Genomic DNA, 21728 nt, shown 5'->3' on the forward strand with positions numbered 1-21728 from the left:
GTCCGGTCACGGGTAGCTGACCACGTTCACCGGCACGGTGTTCGTGCCCTGCGCCGTGCCTCCGGTGTCGTTGATGACGTGGGTGATCGACCCGTTGCCGCCCAGCGAGACGGTGAGCAGGCTGTGGAACTTCACGCCGGACCTGATGGGCGCCTCGAAGCCGTGGTACGCGGCGATGGTCGGATCGACGTTGAAGTAGCAGTAGCTGCCCATCCCCCAGCCCTCGAACGTGGTGACCGCGTCGGCGACCTTGACGGCGGCGTAGCCGACCCGCGAGCCGTTCATCCAGGCCGAGGCGCTCGGTGGGTCGTACGGCAGCTCGTTCTGGAAGAAGATGATGCGCCCGTTGTTGCCGTTCCAGATCACCTCGTGTTTCTGGTAGTGCTCGACGAACAGGCCGAGCCCGGTGACGTTGTTCCCGTTGACGATCAGGCCGGTGTCCGCGGTGTTCACGGTCCAGCCGATGCCCGTGCCGTGGTCGCCGCGCCACGCCCAGATGTGGTCGATCAGGGCGTCGTTCTGGTTGACCACCAGGCTCGTGGTGGCCTTGCCCGCGCCGGCGCCGCCGATGCGGAAGAAGACGTCCTGGATGGAGGTCGGGTTGGCGGCGTGGCTCGCGGTCGAGCCGGCCGTGCCGACCTGGAGCAGCACCGGCGAGTTGGTCGGGCCGGCGTCGAAGAGCAGCCCGGCCAGCCGGACGCCGTCGACGTCGGCGACGGTCATGGGGGTGACCCCGTTCTGCGGGATCAGCGTCGGGTAGCCGACGCCGAGCACCACGGTGCCCGGGCGGTTGACCGTGATGGTCTGGCTCACCGGGTAGATCCCGGGGGTGAACAGCAGGTTGAGGCCCTGCGCCAGGGCCGCGTTGATGGTGGCCGCGGAGTCGCCCGGCTTGGCGACGTAGAACTGGCTCAGCGGCACGGACGTGCCGGGCGTCGCGCCGCCGAGCCAGGACGCGCCGCTGGCGTTGGTCCGGGTGGACGGGACGAAGACCTGGTAGGTGCCACTGCCATCGAGGTAGAGGTACGGGATGTCCCGGCTGACCGGGGTCTGCGCCAGGGTGGTGTACGCCGGGTTGGGGAAGCTGGTGGCCGGGGCCCCGACGACACCCGAGTTGGTCACGTTCCACACGGCGTTGAGGTAGCCGCCGACGTTGCTGTCCCGGGTGTACCACTGCTGCTGCGAGTACGGCTGGACCACGCCGGTGACCCGGCTGTCCGCGATGTAGCCGCCGCTGGCCCAGCCGTAGCCGTTGGGGGCCAGGTTGAGGTCGCCCTGGATGTCCATCCGGCGGAACGGCGCGGCCTGCGACACGGCCCACCGGGTGAACCCGGCCGAGGGGAAGACCTGCATGTTGGATGCCGAGCGCCAGAAGTTCTGGGTGGCGTTGCCGTTGAACCAGCCGGCGTCGACCGTGACGTCGCCGTGGATCCGCACGTCGCCGGGGTTCCGGCCCAGGCCCATGATCGAGGTGTAGAAGCCGATCTGCGCGTTGATGCCGGAGTAGTCGCCCGGCTTGAACATGAGGGCGTACCGCTGGGTGCCGAACTGGTTCGACTCCTGGGTGCGGAAGACCGCGTCGAGCTGGCTCTGGATGCTGGCGCTGGACATCGACGGGTCGAAGGTGAGCACGTTCGGCCCGAGCGACCCGCCGCCCGGGATGGTGCCGCCGCCGGTGGTGTTCACGGTGAGCTCCCAGAGCGAGTAACCCCAGCCGGTGGCCCGGGCGGTGCCGTACATCCGAAGGTAGCGGCCGGAGCCGCTGACGGTGAGGGTGTCGGTCCCGCCGTCGCCGGTGGTGGTGGCGTACACGCTGGTCCAGGCGGCGCCGTCGGTCGAGGTCTGGATCTGGTACGCGCGCCCGTAGGCGGCCTCCCAGCTCAGCACGACCCGGCAGATGGTGCGGACGCTGCCGAGGTCGACCTGGAGCCACTGCGGATCGCTGGCGGCGCTGGCCCAGCGGGTGGCCGTGCTGCCGTCCACGGCCGCCCCGGCGGGGGTGCCGGCGTTCTCGGTGGACGAGGCGGTGGCGGGCCGGCCCTGTGCCGCGTTGGTCGCGGTGTCGCAGCCGGTGCCGCCGCCGGTGCTGCCGTAGACCTGGAACTCCCACAGCGAGTAGCCGTACGCGGTGGCCCGGGCGGTGCCGGTCATCCGCACGTAGCGGCCGGTGCCGCTGACCGTGAGGTCGTCGGTGCCCCCGTCCCCGGCCGCAGTGCTGAAGACGGTGGTCCAGGTGGTGCCGTCCGTCGAGGTCTGCACCTGGTACGACCGCGCGTACGCGGCCTCCCACACCAGGGTGACCCGGGAGACGGTGGCCGTGGCGCCGAGGTCGACCTGGATCCACTGGGGATCGGCGAACGCGCTGGACCAGCGGGTGCCGGTGTCGCCGTCGGTGGCGTTGCCGGCCGGGGTGCCGGCGTTCTCCGCCGAGGAGGCGGTGGTGGGCCGGCCCTGTGAGATCAGCGGGTCGCCCGCCCGGGCCGGGGACGGCGGGGCCACCAGCGCCACCGTGGCGAGCAGCGTGGCCAGCACGGCGAGCAGCCGGCGCAGTGGCGGGCGGGGTGGGCTGAGGTGCGGCGGGACGGGTGACATGGGCGTCTCCGGGGGCGGGGGTGGTGGGAAACTGGGACGACGAACGGGTTTCCGGCGTGTTGCGGTCACCCGGCCGTTCCGCTGGACCCTTCCTCCGGGAAGTGGCGCATGTCAATTCTTCGAACCCTTGCGGGAGGCTTTTTTCGCGTCTTGTGAAAAGTCCGGAACTAAGCGCGACGGCGGCCACCGGGTCGGTCCCGGCGGCCGCCGCTCGGCGTCAGGCGACCGCGCAGGCGGTGCCGTTGAGGGTGAAGGAGGTCGGCTTGCCGGTGTTGCCGGTGTGGGTGGCCTGGAAGCCGATGTCCACCGAGCCGTTCGGCGCGATGGTCCCGTTGTAGGAGACGTTTCGGGCGGTCACCGCCCCGCTGGTCGGCGCGTACGTGGCGTTCCAGCCGTTGGTGACGGTCTGCCCGGCGGGCAGGGTGAAGGCGAGGCTCCAGCCGTTGACCGCCGCGGCGGCGGTGTTGGTGATCGTGACGGACGCGGTCAGCCCGGTGTTCCAGGCGTTCACCGCGTACGCCACGCGACACCCGCCCGACGGCGGCGGCGTGCTGGGCGGCGGGGTCGTGGGTGGCGGCGTGGTGGGCGGGGTGCTGGTCGGCGGCGGGGTCGTGGGCGGCGTGCTGGTGTCCAGGCCGAAGAACCGCACCGCCTGGGCCGCGTCGACCGGCAGGTTGTGCGAGACGCCCTGCATGCTGATCGCCTCGACGGTCGCGGTGCCGCCGGTGCCGCCGTACCGGGTCCGGGTGTAGCCGGACTGCGGGCTGTCGGTGTACGCCGGCGTCTGGCCCAACCCGTTCACGTTGGTCCACTGCTTGATCTCTTCGGTGAAGTTCGGGTAGCGCAGCGTCTCGTCGTTGGTCCCGTGCCAGAGCTGCATCCGGGGCCGCCGCCCGCTGTATCCCGGGTACGCGTTGCGGACCAGGTCACCCCACTGCTGCGGGGTCTTCACGACCTGGCCGTTGGCGCACTCGCTGTTCCACTCCGACCCGTTGGTGGTGGCGAAGCACCCGAAGGGCACGCCGGCGAACGCGGCACCCGCGCTGAACACGTCGGGGTAGAGCCCGAGCAGCACGTTTGTCATCATGGCGCCGGAGGAGACGCCGGTCGCGAAGATCCGGTTCGGGTCGACGGGGTAGCGCTGCCGCACGTGGTCGACCATCGACTTGATGCCCACCGGATCGCTGCCGCCGTCGCGGCGCAGCGCCTGCGGCGAGGAGACGTCGAAGCACTGGCTGCTCCGGGTCACCGACGGGTAGACGACGAGGTAGCCGTACCGGTCGGCCAGCGCGGCGAACTGGGTGCCGGAGTACATGGCCGGCCCGGAGCCGGTGCAGTAGTGGTTGACCACGAGCAGCCCGGGCCGCGCCGCGACGGCGTCCGGGACGTACAGGTACATCCGCAGGTTGCTCGGGTTGGCGCCGAAGTTCGTCACCTCGGTCAGCGCGGCCGCGGCGGCGGGGCCGGGGGCGGTGACCGCCGCCAGGGCGGCCAGCCCGGCGGCGACCACGGCGGCGCCGAGCAGCCGGAGTCTTCTCCTTCTGGGCAGCATGGCATCTCCTCAGGTGGTGGGGACGCCGCGCAGGGCAGGCGCGCCCGCGGCGTGCTCGCCGGCGAGGCGCCTACGACGGCGGCCCGGACCCTCGGAGACGAGATAGACGACCGCGAATCAATGCGGTCCGAAGGCGAGTCTAGGTCCCGGCTGCGGGGCCGACAACAAGTTCCGGAAACGCTCGGTGCACCGACCCCGGGCACACCCGCTAAAGTACATAACAAACGTTCGGTACGCACAATGGAGCGCACATGTTCTCCCTTCCCCTCACCGACCGCGCCGCCCTGCACCCGCTCGCCCCGTGGCAGGCGGCGGAGTTCGCCGACTTCGTCGCGCGCGCCCGCACCCACCTCGCGCCCTGGCTCCCGTGGGCGCACACCGTCACCGACACCGACACGGCCCGCGCCTTCCTCCAGCGCTACGCCGACGCCCAGGCCCGCGACGCCGGCTCGATCCACGGCATCCGGCTGGACGGGAAGCTGGTGGGCGGCACCCTGTTCCGCACCTTCGACCCGACGGCCGGGGTGTGCGAGATCGGGGTCTGGCTCGCGCCGGAGGCCGAGGGGCACGGCCTGGTGACCCGGGCCGCGCAGCGGATGATCGACTGGGCGCTCGGCGAGCGCGGCCTGGCCCGGGTGGAATGGCGGACCGTCCCGCACAACGCGCGCAGCCAGGCGGTGGCACGGCGGCTGGGCATGACCCGGGACGGCGTGCTGCGCGCCGCGTTCCCCTTCCTCGGCGAGCGGCTCGACATCGAGGTCTGGTCACTGCTGGCCACCGAGTGGCGTGCCGCCCGGCCGGCGGCCGGCGCGCCGGAGTAGCGCACGGGCGTCCGGGGCGGGCAGGTCAGACGGTGATGACGACCTTCGCCCGCGCGTGTTCACCTTCGAGGTACCGGATGGCCCGGGGCACCTCGTGGAGCGGGTACGTCCGGTCGATGACCGGGGTGAGACGGCCGGCCTCGGCATGGGCGCGGAGCGTGTCGAGGTGCTGCCGGCCGGGTGCCGTCGCCAGCGTGACGATGCGCTGCCGGACCAAGGGCGCCAGGAGCCGGCCGCGCGCGATGAGCCAGACCGGCCCGACGAGGCTGCCGCCGCGGTAGACGCCGCCGCCGGAGAGGACCAACGTCCCGGTCGGGGTCAGCGCCCGCCGGAGCGCGGTGAGCGAGCGGTTGCCGACCAGGTCGAACACGACGTCGTGACGGCCGGCGTCGCGGGTGAAGTCCTCGCGGGTGTAGTCGACGACGTGGTCGGCGCCGAGGGAGCGGACCAGGTCCACGTTGCGGGTGCTGCACACGCCGGTCACGGTCGCGCCGAGCACTTTGGCCAACTGGACCGCCAGGGTGCCGACACCGCCGGAGGCGCCGTTGACGAGCACCCGGTGACCGGGCCGCACCTGCCCGGCGTCGCGCAGGCCCAGGAGCGCCGTGATGCCGGCCAGGGGCAGCGCGGCCGCCTGCTGCGGCGTCAGGTTTGCCGGCTTCGCGGCGACCAGGTCCTGCGGCACGCACACGTACTCGGCGAACGCGCCGTTGGCCTCCCCGAGGTCGCCGAAGACGGCGTCGCCCGGACGCACCTGTCGCACGTGGGCGCCGACGGCCTCGACCCGCCCGGCGAAATCCCGGCCACGGATCCGCGCCCGGGGCCTCGACCGGCCCATCGCCAACCGTGCCAGCCGCGGGTCGCCGCGCATGGCGTGCCAGTCGTACGCGTTGAGCGCGGCGGCCTCCACCCGCACGAGCACCTCGTCGGGGGCGGGCACCGGCGTGTCCACCTCCGCGAGCGTGAGCGTGTCCGGCGGGCCGTACCGGTCCTGGACGATCGCCTTCATCGTGTCCTCCCTCTGGTGTACGCCGTACACCTACGGTAGGTGTACGGCGTACACCCGTCAAGGGCGTTATGGTTTTCACCGCCGCCGGAAGACGAGGATCGAGATGGCTGAGCAGGCTGAGACGCTGCGCCGGACGCCGCTGAGCAGGGACCGGATCCTGCGTGCCGCCATCGCGCTCGCCGACCTGGCCGGGATCGAGTCGCTCAGCATGCGCAACCTCGCCCAGGATCTGGGCGTCGTGCCGATGGCCCTCTACAAGCACGTGGCCAACAAGGACGAACTGCTCGACGGCATGATCGACGTGGTCGTCGGCGAGATCGACCCGCCGGTGCCCGACGCGGACTGGAAACCGGCGATCCGCCGGCGCGTCCTCTCGGCGCGGGAGGTGCTGCGGCGCCACCCCTGGGCGCCGCTCGCCATCGAGTCGCGGAACATGGCGACACCGGCCATCCTGGCCTACCTCGACTCGATGGTCGCGACGTTCCGGGCCGGCGGGCTCTCCGCCGACCTCGCGCACCACGTGATGCACGCGATGGGCAGCCGGATCCTGGGCTTCAGCCAGGAACTGTTCGACGCCTCCCGGAGCGCCGGCCGGTCCGGCACGACCAACCCGGACCCGCCGGCGGGCTTCCCGCCGGAGGTCGCGGCCCGGTTCCCGCACCTCGCGGAGATCGCCACGGCGGCGTCCCACGACGACCATTCGGTCGTCGGGCAGGGCTGTGACGACCGCTTCGAGTTCGAGTTCGCCCTGGACCTGCTGCTGGACGGCATCGAACGTCTGCAACGACAGGGCTGGACCTCGTCCCGCCGGCCCGCTGAGCGGCGGGACGCCTAGACCACCGCGGCCGCGGTGCGGCGGCGCACCTCGGCGAGCATCTCGTCGACCGAGCCGGCCGGGTCGGTGACCGGGAACTGCACGGCCCGCACCACCGCCTCCGGGTCCAGCAGCAGGGTGAGCCGTTTGAACCGGGTCACGCCGCCGGCCCGGAAGGTGGGCAGCAGCAGGCCGGCGGCGAGGCGACCGTCCTCGTCGGAGAGCAGCGGGTACGGCAACCGGGCGTGCGCGGCGAAGGCGGCGAGCTGGTCCGGACGCTGGGTGCTCACACCCCGTACCTCGGCCCCGGCCGCGTGGAACAGCGGGTGCCGGTCGGCGTAGGTGCGCGATTCGAGCGTGCACCCGACGGCGCCCGGGATCTCCCCCCAACTCGGCGGGAGGGCCGGGGCGCCCGGCGCGAACGCGCCCGGGAAGAGGTAGAGCACCGTCCACCGCCCGGGCGCCGCCGGCGGCTCCGTGCCGCCGTCGTGCCGGGCCAGGCTCATCGGGGGTACGCGACGGCCGAGGAGCCGGTGCACCCGGCGTGCCTCGGCGGAGTCCGCGTCGGCCGTGGCGGTCAGCCCGCCGTCGCCCATCACGTGCCGGGTGCCCCAGTCCTGGAGGGCGACCAGCACCGGCAGCAGGGCCTCCCCCTTGCCGGTGAGCAGGTAGTCGTGGCGCGGCGGGTGCGCCGAGTAGGGCTCGCGGCGCAGCACGCCGTGCGCGACCAGCGCGCCCAGCCGCTCGGTGAGCGCCCGCCGGCTCACGCCCAGCTCGCGCTGCAACCCGTCGAAGCGCGTGGTGCCGCCGGCGACCTCGCGCACGATCAGCACCGTCCACCAGTCCCCCAGCACGCCGAGCGCCTGTGCGATGCCGCAGTCGGCGTCGCCGAGATCCGCCCGTCTCACATCCCACCTCCCGCTCGACCCGGAGCCTCGACTATAGTCCGTTTCAGATTGGAACTCACTGGCTCGGATCGGGGGTTGGCGGCATGTCCGTCGAGCAGGGGGCCGGGGTGTTCTGGCGCTGGTGGGCCGCCGGCACCACCAGCTCGGTGGGGTCGGCGGTCGGTGCCGTCGCGTTGCCGCTCACCGCGCTGACCGTGCTGGACGCGTCCGCGTTCGAGATGGGCCTGGTGGCCGCCGCGAGCTACGTCGCCTGGCTGGTGATCGGGCTGCCCGCCGGCGTGATCGTCCAGCGGCTGCCGCTGCGCGGCGCGCAGGTCGGCGCCGACCTGGCCCGGGCCGTCGCGGTGGCCTCCGTGCCGCTCGCCTGGTGGTGGGGCCGGCTCACCGTGGCCCAGCTCGTCGTCGTGGCGCTGGTGGTCAGCTTCGCCAACGTGCTGTTCGACGTCGCCAACGCCACCTTCCTGCCGGCCATCGTCGGCCGCGACCAGCTGCACGCCCGCAACAGCCTCACCTCGGCCACCCACGCCGCCACCCAGCTCACCGGCCCGTCCCTGGGCGGCCTGGCGGTGCAGGCCCTCGGCGCCGTGCCGGCCGTGCTGGTCGACGCGGCCAGCTACCTGGTCTCCGCCGCGCTGCTCGGGTCGCTGCCCGCCCGCCGGGTCGACGCCCCGGACCGCTGGCCCCCGGTCCGCGCCATGATCGGCGAGGGCTGGCGGTACGTCACCCGCCACCCGGTGATGGGACCGACCATGTGGACGGCCACCGCGGTGAACTTCGTCTGCGGGGCGCAGCTCGCCGTCTACCCGCTCTACCTGGTCCGGGAGCTGCACGCCCCGGCCGCGCTGGTCGGCGTGCTGCTCGCGGTCGAGGGGGTCGGCTCGCTGGTCGGCGCGGCGCTGACCCCGTGGATCACCGGGCGGTGGGGCACCGCCCGGTCGCTGCTGGTCGCCTGCGTGGTGGCGGTCGGCGGCGCGTTCCTGGTGCCGCTGGGCGCCGGCTGGCCGGCGTACCTCGCGTTCGCGGCCGGCAACGTGGTCTTCGCCGGCGGCGTGGTGGTCCTCAGCGTGACCACCCGCACCTACCGGCAGACCGCGAGCCCGCCCGACCTGCTCTCCCGGGTGATGGCCACGGTCCGCTTCGTCTCCTGGGGCGCCATCCCGGTCGGCGGGCTGCTCGCCGGGGCGCTCGCCGGGCTGGCCGGCGCCCGGGTCACCCTGTTCTGCTTCGCCGCGGCCACCGTGCTGGCTCCCCTGGCCCTCCTGCTGTCCCCGGTACGCCGCCTGCGCGACCTGACCGACCTGTCGGTCGACGAGCCGGCCGTCCCGGAGACCGTCGCCGCGCGGTGACCCCCGCTACCCGGCCTCCGCCGCGCCCCAGTCCCACATGGCCCGCAGCACCGGCAGCAGCGCCCGCCCCCGCTCGGTGAGCGTGTAGGTCACCCGGGGCGGCCAGGACGCGGTCCGGTGTCGGGCGACCACACCGGCCGCGGTCAGCTGGACCAGGCGATCGGTCAGCACCTTGTCCGACAGCGTCGGCAGCGCCTGCGCGAGCTCGCTGAACGAGTGCGGACCCCGGGCGACCGCGCCGATCACCAGCGCGGTCCAGCGACCGCGCAGCGCGGCCAGGGTGACCTCCACCGGGCAGGACGGATCGGGGCGGGCGTCCGGGCCGGAGCAGAGCCTTCGCAGGTCCACCGCGTCGTGGCCAACCGTTTGGTGAGTCACGAGACCGCCTCCTAGCGTTCGGCACGGCCCTTCGTCGCCAGCTCAGGGAGAACCATGCGCATCCACCATCTCAACTGCGGCTCCATGCGGGAGGTCGCCCCACCGTCCGATCCGGACGGCACGCTCCGGCCGTTGCCCGCAGTCTGCCACTGCCTGCTCGTGGAGACCGACTCCGCCGGTCTGGTGCTCGTCGAGACCGGCTACGGCACGCTCGACGTCCGGGACCCGGAGCGGCGGCTCGGGGCGGACTTCCTCGCCTGGGCCCAGCCCGTCCTCGACCCGGAGGAGACCGCCGTCCGCCAGCTCCGGCGGCTCGGGTACGCGCCGGCCGACGTACGCCACGTCGTGGTGACCCACCTGCACCGGGATCACACCGGTGGGCTGGCCGACTTCCCGCACGCGCGGGTGCACCTGCACGAGGCCGAGCACCGCGCCGCCACGGTCGCCGGCCACGACCGCTACCTGCCGACGCACTGGGCGCACGACCCGAACTGGGTCACCTACTCCGGCGACGCCGGCGAGCGCTGGCGGGGATTCGACGGGGTGCAGCAGCTGGCCGGCCTGCCGCCGGACATCCTGCTGGTGCCGCTGGCCGGGCACACCCCGGGGCACGTCGCCGTGGCGGTACGACGCCCCACCGGCGGCGGCTCGGCGTGGCTGGTCCACGCCGGCGACGCCTACTTCTACCGGGGCGAGGTCCAGCCGGGGCTGCCGCCGACCCCGCCGGCGTTCGACGCCCTCCAGGCGTCCGTCGAGACGGACCGTCCGCTGCGGCTGCGCAACGTGGACCGGCTCCGGGCCCTCCTCGCCGAGCAGCCGGACCAGGTCGATGTCGTCTCGGCGCACGACCCGTGGGAGTTCGCGCGGCACCGGCGGGAGGCCCCGGCGAGCGTCGCCTGACGCCCGGCCGGCGGCGGACCCCGGCGCGGGTCCGTCGCCGGCGTTCAGTCCGGCAGGACGGCCGCGGCGACCCGCCGGGCCCGGGCCGGGCGGGTGAGCACGTCGACGTTGTCGAGGTACTGGTCCACGGCGCCGACCGGTGGCCGGGCCCGCAGCACCGGGTCGGTGATCGCGGCGCGCAGCGCGGTGGTGAACCGCTCGGCACGCAGGACCAGGAACGGCCGGTCGTGGAACGGCCGGGCGGCCGGGTCGACCGGCTCGGCCAGGCCGGTGTCGTTGGTCCAGGCCGCCACCGTCTCCAGCGCCCGGACCAGCCCGGCCTGCCGCCGGGACCAGTCGTCGGGGCCGAGGGCCGTGGTCAGCCCGTCCACCACGGGCGCCGTGACCGGCAGCGCGGCGAAGACCGTGCCGAGCCACTTGGCGTACGGGGGCCAGCGGCGGTGCAGCAGCAGGCCCAGGCGCATCAGGTCGCGGGCCAGCGTGGCGGTCACCACCCGGCTGCCCAGCTCGTCGCCGACCTCGGCGCAGCGGCCGGCCAGGTGCTCGACCTGGCCGACCCGCTGCCACCCGGCCGCCAGCACGTGCCGCCAGACGTCGTCCGGGTACCAGGCCAGGCGTGCCCGCACGGCGGTGAGCGCCCCGTCCAGCCCGTCGTGGAACACCGCCCCGCCGGTCAGCTCGGCGAGCCGCTGGGTGGGTGCCGCCAGCCAGTCCGCCGTCGTCATCCCGGCCTGAGGGTCACCGCCCAGCCGGTCCCGAAGCCACGCGCCCAGCTCGTCGACGCTCACCCCGTGCCGCTCGCCGTCGGCGCGGGCCACGCCGAGCCGGACCGTCGGACCGCCGGTGAACCGGGTCGGCCAGCCGAGGAACTCGGTCGGCAGCTCCGCGTCGAGGACGGCCCGCACCGGCGCCACCTCGGCCGCGTCGGCGACGAAGAGCTGGGTGCGCGGCCCCCAGTCGTGGTCGGTCGACCGGGGCGTGTCCAGGCCGAGCAGCTCCGAGCCGCCGTCGAGCAGCCCCGCGGCGTAGCGCAGGCGGGGCAGCCGGCGGGCCAGCAGCGGGGCGACCACCTCGTCGTGGAACCGGTGCGCCAGGGTCAGGCCGGGTACGAACGTCACCCCGCCAGTCTGCGCACCGCACGCCGATCGCGCGGCCCGGTTTCCGGCCGACGCCGCCGGTCAGCGGAGGTGGTGGCGGTCCGCCCAGGCGGAGATCGCGGCGGCGATCTCGGTGGGGCGGTCCTCCGGGGCGTGGTGCCCGGCCGGCCCGCAGGCGACCGTCTCCAGGGCCGCCATGTTCCGCGCGCACCAGTCGGTCAGCTCCGGGGTGATCAGCAGGGTCGGTGAGCCCTCGAAGGTCAGCAGGAGCTTCGGCACCCGGTCGCTGGCGGCCAGCCACCGGTCGTACGCCTCGATCCGGGCGACCAGCTCGGCCGGCTCGCCGCCGAGCGGCATCTGGCGGGCCCAGGCCAGCAGCGGCCGCCGGCTCTCCCGGGTCGGGTACGGCGCAAGGTAGGTCTTCAGGTCCTCCTCACCGACCGGTTGGAGCACCCCGCCGGTGTACGCCTGCCGGACGAGCAGGTCCTGGTCGAGCACGAGCTGCTCCCCCACGCCCGGCGTGCGGATCGCCTCGAAGCGGGCCCGGGCCTGCGGCGAGAGGTCGCCCCACGCCATCGGCTTGACCATGGTCTCCAGGAACGCCACGCCGCGCACCCGCTCGGGGTGCCGGGCCGCCCAGTCGAAGGCGAGCGCGCCGCCCCAGTCGTGGCCGACCAGCACCACGTCGGTCAGGTCGAGGGCGTCGAACCAGGCGTCCAGGTAGCGGGCGTGGTCGGCGAAGAGGTACGGCAGGTCGGGCTTGCCGGAGCGGCCCATGCCGATGAGGTCGGGCGCGAGCAGCCGGCCCGCGCCGATCCCCGGGAGCACCCTGCGCCAGGTGTGCGACGAACCGGGGTTGCCGTGCAGGAACACGAACGCCGGTCCGGCGCCGCTCTCCTCGTGGTGGATGGTCGAGTCCAGTACGCGTGTCTCGGGCATGTCCCGGCGCTCCTTGGTCAGTCGGGTGGGTCGAGCGGGGTGTCCAGCAGCGCGCTCAGGTCGCGGACGAGTCCGGCCGTACGCGGGTCGTCCCGGCCGCCGAGCGGGGCGAGCAGCCGGTCGAGCAGCGCCTGGACGGTGTCGATCGCGGGGCGGACCACCTCCTGCCCCCGCTCGGTCAGGGTCAGCCGGACCGCGCGCGTGTCGGCCGGGTCGCGCTCGCGCCGCACCAGCCCGTCGGTCTCCAGGGACCGGGCCAGCTTCGACACGTAGAGCGGTTCCAGGCCGGTCTGGTCGGCCAGTTCGCGCTGGCTCGGGTGCAGGCCGGCCCGGCGCATGCCGTGCAGCGAGGAGAGCAGCACGTATTGCGCGTGGGTGAGGTCGAGCGGGGCGAGCGCCCGGTCGACCGCCACCCGCCAGCGCATCGCGAGCCGCCACACCAGGTGGCCGGGGCTGGGGCCGGTCGATGTTCCAGTCACGGGAGAAACAGTACATGGAGATGGTATACATGGCTAGTATTTTTGCCCGGGTCCCCCACCTGGTCGGTATGCTGTGCCAGGCTGTCCGCGTGGCACACCGACCCCCGATCCTGCTGATCGACTCCCCGAGCCTCTACTTCCGCGCCTACTTCGGCATTCCCGAATCGGCGGCGAAGACGGACGACGGCCAGCCGGTCAACGCCGTCCGCGGCTTCCTCGACATGCTGGCCCAGCTCGTCCGCACCCGGCGGCCGGACCGGATGGTCTGCGCGCTCGACCACGACTGGCGACCGGCGTGGCGGGTGGAGCTGCTGCCGTCGTACAAGGCGCACCGGGTGGCGCCGGAAGGCGGCGAGGTGGTGCCGGACACCCTCTCCCCGCAGGTGCCGATGATCCTGGAGGTGCTCGACGCGCTCGGCATCCCGGCGGTCGGCGCCACCGGCTACGAGGCCGACGACGTGCTCGGCACCCTCTCGGTGACCCAGCCCGGCCCGGCCGAGGTGGTCACCGGCGACCGCGACCTGTTCCAGCTCGTCGACGACGCCCGCCAGGTGCGCCTGCTCTACGTGGGCCGCGGCGTGGCCAAGCTCGACGACTGCGACGACGCCGCGGTCCGGGCCCGCTACGGCGTGCCCGCCGACCGCTACGCCGACTTCGCGGCGCTGCGCGGCGACCCGAGCGACGGCCTGCCGGGCGTGCCCGGGGTGGGCGAGAAGACCGCCGCCCGCCTCATCGAGCGCTACGACGGCCTGCCCGGCATCCTCGCCGCGCTGGACGACCCGGGCTCCGGCTTCGCCCCCGGGCTGCGCACCAAACTGAACGCCGCCCGCGACTACCTGGCCGTCGCGCCGAAGGTGGTCCGGGTCGCCACCGACGTGCCGCTGCCGGAGCTGGCCACCGCGTTGCCCACGGCCCCAGCGGACCCGGACCGGCTGCTGGAGCTGGCGCAACGGTGGAACCTGGCCGGCTCGTGCCGGCGCCTGGTGGACGCCCTCGCGATGCCCCGGTCCTGACGACCGAAAACGGTCAGCGGCGGCCGGTGTCCCGACGGGACGGGAACGGCGTGCCGGGCCGGCCCAGGGTGGACCGACCACGCAGGCCCACCGGGTCCGGCTCGGGCTCCGCCGCGACGGTCTGCGGCACCGCCTCCCGCCGCGCGTCCAGATACGCGGCGCCGGCCCGGTCGTCGTCGGTGGGGGCGGCGAGCAGCGCGTACACCAGCCCGACCACGCCGAAGACCACGGCCAGGATGATCGGCACCAGCAGGCCGCTCACCTCGGTCCCGGACAGGTCGCCGCGCGACTCGTGCAGGTGCACCGACAGGGCGCTCATCCCGGTGAAGTGCATGCCGTTGACGGCGACGCCCATGACCAGGGCCGAGGCCGCGATGGCGAGCCCCCGGCGGACGGTCATCGACAGCCAGAGCGCCACGGTCGCCGCCACCACGGCGATGCCCACGGAGAGCGCCACCCGCGCCCGGTCGTAGCCGAGGGTGCCGTCCAGGCGCATGGCGGCCATCCCGGTGTAGTGCATGGCGGCCACCCCGGCGCCGGTGAACAGCCCGCCGGCGATCAGCCGGACCGCCGAGAGCCGGCCGGTGCCCACGATGGCCAGGCCGAGGCCGACCGCGGCCACCGCGATCACCGTGCTGGCGGCGGTCAGCGGCACGTCGTACCGGATCCGGGTGCCCACGACGGCGAAGCCGAGCATCGCCATGAAGTGCATCGCCCAGATCGCCGTACCGCCCAGGGCCCAGGCCGCCAGGAGACCCCACCAGGCCCGCTGGCCGGCGCCGGTCGCGGTCCGGATCCGCCCGGCGCAGACCAGCCCGAGCGCCGAGCCGAGCACGGACAGCGCGTAACTGAGCGCGGGAGTGATCCACCCGTACTCGAAGTGATTGATCTCTGCCACGACGGCCTTCCCCCCTGCTGAGCTACCGGCGCGTAACGTTTGCGCCCCGGCAATCATGGGGGAGCCGCTGACCAGGCATGTCACCACCCCCCGCACGTTCCGGGGGGTGGTTTCACAGTGACAGAGCGATGCGTCGATTTCCGGCCCGCGGTGACCGAAAACGATGGTCAGGCGGTGGCGTGGTAGGCCAGGACGCCCCGGTTGACCGCCGCGATCGCCTGCCGGGCGATCGAGCGCAGCTCGGTGGACGCGCCGCCGGAATCGGCGAGCTGGCCGAGCAGGTCGACCACCTGCCGGGCCCAGCGGACGAAGTCGCCGGCCGGCATCTCGCCGTCGATCTGGTGCCCGCTGGCCAGCACCTTCGCGAGGGCCTCGCCCCGCGCCCAGCGGTAGATCGGCCAGGCGAAGCCGAGGTCCGGCTCGCGGGTCACCGCCAGGCCGCGCGACGCCTCGTCGGCCTCGATGTCGCCCCAGAGCTTCAGCGTCTCGTCGACCGCCTCCGCGACCGGGCCGCGGGGCAGACCGGCCCGCTCGTCGACGTCCCGGCGGGCCTCGAACACCACCACCGAGACGGCGGCGGCCAGCTCGGCCGGGGAGAGCCCGTCCCACACCTTGCGGCGCAGGCACTCGGCGACCAGCAGGTCGGCCTCGGTCCAGATCCGGCCGAGCATCCGGCCGGCGTCGGTCACCTCGCCCTCCGCGGTGAGGTAGCCGCGCGCGGTCAGCAGCGCGACGATCCGGTCGAAGGTGCGGGCCAGCGAACCGGTCCGGCCGGCCACCCGCTGGCGCAGCTCCTCGGTGTCGCGTTCCAGGCGGCGGCGCCGCTCGGCCCAGCGGGCGTGCTCCTCCCGTTCGGGGCAGGCGTGGCAGGGATGCCCGCGCAGCTCGGTGCGGAGCTGGCTGAGCCGGTGGTCCTCGCCGACCGCCTGCCGCGAGCGCCCACCCCGGCGGCCGCCGTGCCGGTCCAGCCCCGTGCCGCTGACCTCGGCGGCCAGGTCCCGGCGGGCCGCCGGCGAACGGTGGTTGAAGTGCTTCGGCACCCGGATCCGGGCGAGCACCTCGGCCGGGGTGGTGAAGTCTCCGGGGCTGACCCGCCCGGCCCACCGGTCCTGGGTGAGCACCAGCGGGCGGGGCTCGCCGAAACCGCCGGTGGCCGGGTCGAGCACCACCGCGAGGCCGGCCCGCCGGCCCGAGGGCACCCGGATCACGTCGCCCACCCGCAGCCGCTCCAGCGAGGCGACCGCCGCCGCCTTGCGCTGGGTCTGCCCCTGCCGGGCGATGGCGCGCTCCCGGTCGGCGATGGCCACCCGCAGGGCGAAGTATTCGTCGAAGTCGCCGTGGTGGCAGGCCGCCTCGGCGCCGTACGCCTCGATGGTCTCGGTGTTGCGCTGCACCTGCCGGGCCAGGCCGACCACCGACCGGTCCGCCTGGAACTGCGCGAACGAGGACTCCAGCAGCGCCCGGGCCGGCTCCGCGCCGACGGTGCCGACCAGGTTGACGGCCATGTTGTAGGAGGGCCGGAAGCTGGACCGCAGCGGGTAGGTGCGGGTCGAGGCGAGACCGGCGACGTGCCGGGGGTCGGTCTCCGGCGACCAGACCACCACGGCGTGCCCCTCGACGTCGATGCCGCGCCGGCCGGCCCGCCCGGTGAGCTGCGTGTACTCGCCCGGGGTGAGGTCGACGTGCGCCTCACCGTTGAACTTGACCAGGCGCTCCAGCACCACGCAGCGGGCCGGCATGTTGATGCCCAGGGCGAGGGTCTCGGTGGCGAAGACGGCCTTCACCAGGCCGCGGACGAACAGCTCCTCGACGACCTCCTTGAACGCGGGCAGCATGCCGGCGTGGTGGGCGGCGAGCCCGCGCTCCAACCCGTCGAGCCACTCCCAGTAGCCCAGCACGGTCAGGTCCTCGCCCGGGATGGCCGTGATCCGCGACTCGACGACGTGCCGGATCTCGGTGCGTTCCTCGGGCGAGGTGAGTCGCAGCCCGGCGGCCAGGCACTGCTGGACGGCCGCCTGGCAGCCGGCCCGGCTGAAGATGAACAGGATCGCCGGCAGCAGGTTCTCCCGGTCCAGCCGCTCGACGATGTCGGGGCGCAGGGGGCCCCGCCAGCGGGGTCCCCGCCGGCCCGCGCCGGGGCCGGCGCTGCGCCCCTCCCCCAGTTCAAGCCGGCGCACGGTGTCCCGGGTGTAGCGCAGCAGCTCCGGGTGGACGTCGTGCTTGCGGGCCGCGTCGGCGTCGTGGAACAGGTCGAACATCCGCTTGCCGACCAGCATGTGCTGCCAGAGCGGCACCGGGCGGTGCTCGCTGACCACCACGGCGGTCTCGCCGCGCACGGTGACCAGCCAGTCGGCGAACTCCTCGGCGTTGGAGACGGTGGCGGACAGCGAGACCAGGGTGACCGAGGCGGGGAGGTGGATGATCACCTCTTCCCAGACGCCGCCGCGGAACCGGTCGGCGAGGTAGTGCACCTCGTCCATCACCACGTAGGCCAGGCCCTCGAGGGTGGCCGAGCCGGCGTAGAGCATGTTGCGCAGCACCTCGGTGGTCATCACCACCACGGGCGCGTCGCCGTTGATCGCGTTGTCGCCGGTGAGCAGGCCGACCTGCTCGGCGCCGTAGCGGTCGACCAGGTCGTGGTACTTCTGGTTGGACAGCGCCTTGATCGGCGTGGTGTAGAAGCACTTGCGCCGGGTGGTCGGCCCCCCGCCGCCGTCGGCCGCCGCCGGCTTCCCGGGAGTGCCGCGCAGCGCCAGGTGTACGGCGAATTCGCCCACCACCGTCTTGCCGGCGCCGGTGGGAGCGCACACCAGCACGCCGCTGCCCCGTTCCAGGGCCTCGCACGCCTCTCGCTGGAAGTCGTCGAGGTCGAACCCCAGATCGCGGGCGAATTCGTCCAGGGCCGGGAAGGCGGAGGCCTGCGCGGCCCGGCGGCGCGCCGCGGCGTACCGCTCGGCGGGGCTCGACATGTCCCCAAGATTAATCGGTGGGGCCGACGGCCACCGGCCAAGGCCGTCCGGCAGGTGGGTCGGACCGGGTCGGTAGGGTGCACGACGTGCCGGACCATGCCGAACCGCCCCGAGTCTCGAGCGGCGCCGACGACGCCGTCCGCCCGAGCCCGTCCCGTCGCCCCGTGGAGGCGGTGCTCTTCGACTTCCACGGCACCCTCGCCCAGGTGGAGGAGCCCCGCGAGTGGGTGCTCGCCGCCGCGGCGGCCTGCGGGGTCGAGTTGGACCGGGTGCGCGCCACCGCGCTGGCCGACCGGCTGCTCACCGCTGGCCGGGCGGGCGGGCCGCTGCCGGCCCGCGTGCCGCCCCGGCTGGCCGAGCTCTGGGCCGACCGGGACCTCTACCCGCACGCCCACCGGGGCGCGTACACGGGGCTGGCCGAGACCGTGGACGCCGGCATCGAGGGGTTCGCCGACGCGCTCTACGAGCGGTTGCTGATTCCCGACGGCTGGGTGCCGTACCCGGACACCGAGCCGGTGCTGGGCGCCCTGCGGGAGGCCGGGGTGAAGGTGGCGGTGGTCAGCAACATCGGCTTCGACCTCCGGCCGCTGTTCGCCGCCTGGAAGTTGGACGGGCTTGTCGACGCCTGGGCCCTGTCGTACGAGGTGGGGCGCTGCAAGCCGGACCCGGGGATCTTCCTGCGGGCGTGCGGGATGCTCGGCGTCGACCCGGAGCGGACGCTCATGGTCGGCGACACCCCCGCCGACGCGGGCGCGGTGCGGGCCGGCTGCGGCGTGCTGGTGCTGCCCTGCGCCGACCCGGGCCGGCCGAACGGGCTGGGCGCCGTCCTCGATCTCGCCCTGCGGAACTGACCGCGCCGACCGGTCTGCGGCAGCGCGCGACCCGGGCGGCCGGCGGCCCGCCGGCGGCGGGGCTGACCAGCGGCGCTAGCGTAACGGCATGACGTCCGACCGCTCCTTTCGTCCCCGGGTACCCGGACGACTCTCCGGCGGCCGGGCGGGCGCGGTCGGGCTGGTGCTCGGCGGGGCGCTGTCGGTGCAGTTCGGCTCGGCGGTGGCCGCGCTGCTGTTCCCGCGTACCGGGGTGGCCGGGGCGGTCACCCTGCGGCTGACCATCGGCGCGCTGCTCATGCTGGCCGTGTGCCGCCCCCGGCTACGCGGGCACGGCCGGGGCGATTGGGCGGCCGTGGTCGCCTTCGGGCTGGCGCTGGCCGGCATGAACTCGATCTTCTACCAGGCGATCGAACGGATCCCGCTGGGGCCGGCGGTGACCCTGGAGGTGCTCGGGCCGCTGGCGCTGTCCGTGGTCACCGCCCGGCGCCTGGCGGCCTGGTGCTGGGCCGGCCTGGCGCTGGCCGGGGTGGCCCTGCTCGGCCAGGGCGGGTTCGACCGGCTGGACCCGGTCGGCGCCGCGCTGGCGCTGGCCGCGGGCGCGCTCTGGGCCGCGTACATCGTCTGCTCCGCCCGGGTCGGCGGGCGGTTCCCCCGGGCCGACGGGCTGGCCCTGGCGCTCGCGGTGGCCGCGCTGGTCACCCTGCCGATCGGGCTGGTCGGCTCCGGCGGCCGGCTGTGGCACCCGGCGGTGCTGGGGCTCGGCACCGGGCTGGCCCTGCTCGCCTCGGTGCTGCCGTACACCCTGGAGCTGCTGGCGCTGCGGCGGCTGCCCACGGCGACCTTCGCCGTGCTCATGAGCCTCGGGCCGGCGATCGCCGCGCTGGCCGGGTGGCTCGTGCTCGGGCAGGCGCTGCACCCCGTGGAGGTGCTCGCCATCGGCCTGGTGATCGCCGCCAGCATCGGCGCGGTGCGGGCCGGCGCGCCGGCCGCCGCGCCGCCGCCCGCCGGGCCGGGCGCCGAGGGCGCCGCGCTGGTCAGCGCAGCAGCCGCACCGCCGCCGGCACCGCGCTGACCCGCACCGGGAGGTCGAACGCCCGCTCCCCGTCGACGTACGTGGTGATGCCCTCGGCGTCCAGCTCGACGGTGCGGGCCCGGTAGCTGCGCACCAGCGGGTGCGTGACGTGGGTGCCCTGGTAGATGCGGGGCTTGACCCGCATCAGGGTCCGCCGGTCGAAGCGGCCGCCCACCACCACGTCCAGCAGGCCGTCGTGCGGGTCGGCGTCCGGGCAGATCCGCATGCCGCCGCCGTAGCTGGCCGCGTTGCCGACCGCGACCAGCACCGCGTCGACCTCCTGCTCCACCCCGTCCAGGCGCAGCCGGTAGCGGCGCGGCCGCAGCCGGGCCAACTCGACGAGGATGGCCAGGTCGTAGCGGCGCGGGCCGCGCGGCCAGCGCATCCGGTTGGCCCGCTCGTTGACGATCGCGTCGAAGCCGGCGGCCAGCACGGCGCCGTACCAGCGGTCGCCGCCCGCGGGGGTGGTCATCCGGGCCAGGTCGACCGGGTGGGTCCGGCCGGCGCGCACCGCGTCGGCGATCACGTCGACGGCGGCGAGCGGGTCGGCCGGGAAGCCGGTGTCCACGGCGAAGTCGTTGCCGGTGCCGGCGGGGACCGGACCGAACGGCACCGAGGTGCCCGCGACCGCCTGCAACGCCCGGTGCACCGTGCCGTCCCCGCCCACGGCGACCAGGGCCCCGGCGCCGCCGGCCACCGCGGCGTGGCACGCCGCCTCCGCCTCCTCCGGGGTACGCGCCCGCAGCAGCTCGACCGGCCGGCCGGCGCCACCCAGCCGCTCCAGCAGCCGGGGAAGCAGGCCACGGTGGCGTCCCCGGCCGGCGGTCGGGTTGGCGAGGACGGCCACGGGGCCGGGCGGGACAAGATCGTGCGCGGTCACGGCGAGCACCGTACGGCACGAGCCAGGCCGTTCACCAGGGGTGACACGTCGCGTGCCGGGGCCGGCCGCGGCGCGTCGGCTCAGAAGGTGATGCGCACCTTCAGCGCGGTCCGCTCGTCCATCGCCCGGTAGCCCTCGGGCACCCCGTCGAGGGTCACCGACCGGTCGAAGACCGGGGACGGGTCGATGGTGCCGGCCAGCACGTCGGCCAGCAGCTCCGGGATGTACGCCCGGGCCGGCGCGACGCCGCCCGCGAGGGCCACGTTGCGGTCGAACATCTGGCCGATGTCCACCCCGGCGCTGCCGCCGTGCGGGACCCCGACGTAGCCGACCGCCCCGCCGTCGCGGGCGATGGAGATCGCCGTCCGCATGGAGTCCTCGGTGCCGACCGCCTCCAGCACGGCGTGCGCGCCCTGCCCCTTGGTCAGCTCCCGCACCGCGGCGATCGCCGCCTCGCCGCGCTCGGCGACCACGTCGGTGGCCCCGAACGCGCGGGCGATGTCGGTGCGGGCGGTGTGCCGGCCCAGCGCGATGATCTGCTCCGCACCGAGCCGCTTCGCGGCGAGCACCCCGCAGAGCCCGACCGCGCCGTCACCGACCACGGCGACGGTGGCCCCGGGGCGGACCCGGGCGGCCAGGGCGGCGTGGTGGCCGGTGGCCAGCACGTCGGAGAGGGCCAGCAGGGCGGTGAGCAGCCGCTCGTCGCCGGCCGCCTCGGCGGGCAGCTGCACCAGGGTGCCGTCGGCGTACGGCACCCGGACGGCCTCGCCCTGACCGCCGTCGGAGCCGACGGACCCCCAGAAGCCGCCGTGCGGGCAGGAGGTGTGCAGCCCTTCGCGGCAGAAGTCGCAGGTCCCGTCGGACCAGACGAACGGCGCCACCACCAGGTCGCCGACCCGCACCGAGCCGACCTCGGCGCCGACCGCCTCGACCACGCCGAGGAACTCGTGCCCGATGCGCTGCCCCGGCTGTCGCTGCGCCACCCCGCGGTACGCCCACAGGTCGCTGCCGCAGATGCAGGCCAGCACGACGCGGACGACGGCGTCGGTGGGGTTGCGGACGGCGGCGTCCGGCACCTCCTCGACCCGGATGTCGTTCGGGCCGTGGATCACGGTGGCGCGCATTGCGGGTCCTCCCGGTGAGCGGGGCGGGCGCCGGGCCGGTGCGGCCGGCGGCGGGGCGGGCGGCCCCGGGCGAACACTAGACCGCCCGGGACACGCCGCGGACC

At 74.8% G+C, this 21728-nt stretch carries 19 protein-coding genes; 7 read left to right on the forward strand and 12 right to left on the reverse strand.

Features of this window, described 5'->3' with window-relative positions; all coding sequences use genetic code 11:
* Positions 1–6: 6 nt before the first annotated feature.
* Positions 7–2592: a discoidin domain-containing protein gene (locus NLX85_RS20035; RefSeq protein WP_254337308.1), complete on the reverse strand. Its 2586-nt coding sequence runs from the start codon at positions 2590–2592 to the stop codon at positions 7–9.
* A gap of 217 nt (positions 2593–2809) precedes the next feature.
* Positions 2810–4144 (reverse strand): PHB depolymerase family esterase, encoded by a 1335-nt coding sequence (locus NLX85_RS20040; protein WP_254337310.1) that lies wholly within the window; start codon positions 4142–4144, stop codon positions 2810–2812.
* Between the two features lie 251 nt (positions 4145–4395).
* On the opposite strand from NLX85_RS20040, the gene NLX85_RS20045 reads away from it, so the two are divergent.
* A complete protein-coding gene (locus tag NLX85_RS20045) occupies positions 4396–4965 on the forward strand; it encodes a GNAT family N-acetyltransferase (RefSeq protein ID WP_254337312.1) in 570 nt (189 codons plus the stop codon).
* Between the two features lie 25 nt (positions 4966–4990).
* On the opposite strand, the gene NLX85_RS20050 is transcribed toward NLX85_RS20045, so the two are convergent.
* Complete coding sequence (locus NLX85_RS20050; RefSeq protein ID WP_254337314.1) at positions 4991–5974, reverse strand: NAD(P)-dependent alcohol dehydrogenase; 984 nt, start codon at positions 5972–5974, stop codon at positions 4991–4993.
* Positions 5975–6077: 103 nt separating this feature from the next.
* Between NLX85_RS20050 and NLX85_RS20055 the strand changes: the two genes are divergently transcribed.
* On the forward strand, positions 6078–6809 hold the full coding sequence (locus NLX85_RS20055) for a TetR/AcrR family transcriptional regulator (protein ID WP_254337316.1): 732 nt from the start codon (positions 6078–6080) through the stop codon (positions 6807–6809).
* Here NLX85_RS20055 and NLX85_RS20060 read toward each other — a convergent pair.
* Positions 6806–7696: a winged helix-turn-helix transcriptional regulator gene (locus tag NLX85_RS20060; RefSeq protein ID WP_254337318.1), complete on the reverse strand. Its 891-nt coding sequence runs from the start codon at positions 7694–7696 to the stop codon at positions 6806–6808. The two genes, NLX85_RS20055 and NLX85_RS20060, sit on opposite strands and share 4 nt — an antisense overlap.
* Positions 7697–7779: 83 nt before the next feature.
* Between NLX85_RS20060 and NLX85_RS20065 the strand changes: the two genes are divergently transcribed.
* Positions 7780–9042, forward strand: a complete 1263-nt coding sequence (locus NLX85_RS20065) for an MFS transporter (RefSeq protein WP_254337320.1) — start codon at positions 7780–7782, stop codon at positions 9040–9042.
* Between the two features lie 6 nt (positions 9043–9048).
* Here NLX85_RS20065 and NLX85_RS20070 read toward each other — a convergent pair whose 3' ends face one another.
* Entirely contained in the window at positions 9049–9420 is a 372-nt protein-coding gene (locus NLX85_RS20070; RefSeq protein ID WP_254337322.1) for a helix-turn-helix domain-containing protein, read from the reverse strand.
* A 54-nt stretch (positions 9421–9474) separates the two neighbouring features.
* Between NLX85_RS20070 and NLX85_RS20075 the strand changes: the two genes are divergently transcribed.
* A complete protein-coding gene (locus NLX85_RS20075; RefSeq protein ID WP_254337323.1) occupies positions 9475–10320 on the forward strand; it encodes an MBL fold metallo-hydrolase in 846 nt (281 codons plus the stop codon).
* Positions 10321–10364: 44 nt separating this feature from the next.
* Here the strand turns inward: NLX85_RS20075 and NLX85_RS20080 are convergent, their stop codons facing one another.
* From NLX85_RS20080 to NLX85_RS20090, 3 genes are read right to left on the reverse strand one after another with little or no spacing between them, the layout of a single operon-like run.
* The gene (locus tag NLX85_RS20080) at positions 10365–11438 is read right to left on the reverse strand and encodes a DUF4037 domain-containing protein (protein ID WP_254337325.1); all 1074 of its coding nucleotides are present in this window, start codon (positions 11436–11438) and stop codon (positions 10365–10367) included.
* Positions 11439–11498: 60 nt separating this feature from the next.
* Positions 11499–12356 carry a haloalkane dehalogenase gene (locus NLX85_RS20085; RefSeq protein ID WP_254337327.1) on the reverse strand — a complete coding sequence of 286 codons (858 nt, stop codon included), beginning with the start codon at positions 12354–12356 and terminating at the stop codon, positions 11499–11501.
* 17 nt (positions 12357–12373) lie between these two features.
* Positions 12374–12835: a MarR family transcriptional regulator gene (locus NLX85_RS20090; protein WP_254337329.1), complete on the reverse strand. Its 462-nt coding sequence runs from the start codon at positions 12833–12835 to the stop codon at positions 12374–12376.
* Between the two features lie 68 nt (positions 12836–12903).
* Between NLX85_RS20090 and NLX85_RS20095 the strand changes: the two genes are divergently transcribed.
* Positions 12904–13848, forward strand: coding sequence for a 5'-3' exonuclease (locus tag NLX85_RS20095; protein ID WP_254337514.1), 945 nt, complete (start codon positions 12904–12906; stop codon positions 13846–13848).
* Positions 13849–13861: 13 nt separating this feature from the next.
* Here the strand turns inward: NLX85_RS20095 and NLX85_RS20100 are convergent, their stop codons facing one another.
* On the reverse strand, positions 13862–14746 hold the full coding sequence (locus NLX85_RS20100) for an MHYT domain-containing protein (protein ID WP_254337332.1): 885 nt from the start codon (positions 14744–14746) through the stop codon (positions 13862–13864).
* A 167-nt stretch (positions 14747–14913) separates the two neighbouring features.
* Entirely contained in the window at positions 14914–17715 is a 2802-nt protein-coding gene (locus tag NLX85_RS20105; RefSeq protein ID WP_254337334.1) for an RNA helicase, read from the reverse strand.
* 86 nt (positions 17716–17801) lie between these two features.
* Between NLX85_RS20105 and NLX85_RS20110 the strand changes: the two genes are divergently transcribed.
* Positions 17802–18566: an HAD family hydrolase gene (locus NLX85_RS20110; RefSeq protein WP_374628113.1), complete on the forward strand. Its 765-nt coding sequence runs from the start codon at positions 17802–17804 to the stop codon at positions 18564–18566.
* Positions 18567–18654: 88 nt separating this feature from the next.
* Positions 18655–19620: a DMT family transporter gene (locus NLX85_RS20115; RefSeq protein ID WP_254337339.1), complete on the forward strand. Its 966-nt coding sequence runs from the start codon at positions 18655–18657 to the stop codon at positions 19618–19620.
* Here the strand turns inward: NLX85_RS20115 and NLX85_RS20120 are convergent.
* Positions 19583–20509, reverse strand: coding sequence for a diacylglycerol kinase (locus tag NLX85_RS20120; RefSeq protein ID WP_254337341.1), 927 nt, complete (start codon positions 20507–20509; stop codon positions 19583–19585). The two genes, NLX85_RS20115 and NLX85_RS20120, sit on opposite strands and share 38 nt — an antisense overlap.
* Positions 20510–20580: 71 nt before the next feature.
* Positions 20581–21624: a zinc-dependent alcohol dehydrogenase family protein gene (locus NLX85_RS20125; protein ID WP_254337342.1), complete on the reverse strand. Its 1044-nt coding sequence runs from the start codon at positions 21622–21624 to the stop codon at positions 20581–20583.
* Positions 21625–21728: the final 104 nt, after the last annotated feature.

Source organism: Micromonospora sp. A3M-1-15, from assembly GCF_024213425.1.
In the GTDB taxonomy this organism is placed as follows: domain Bacteria; phylum Actinomycetota; class Actinomycetes; order Mycobacteriales; family Micromonosporaceae; genus Micromonospora; species Micromonospora chersina.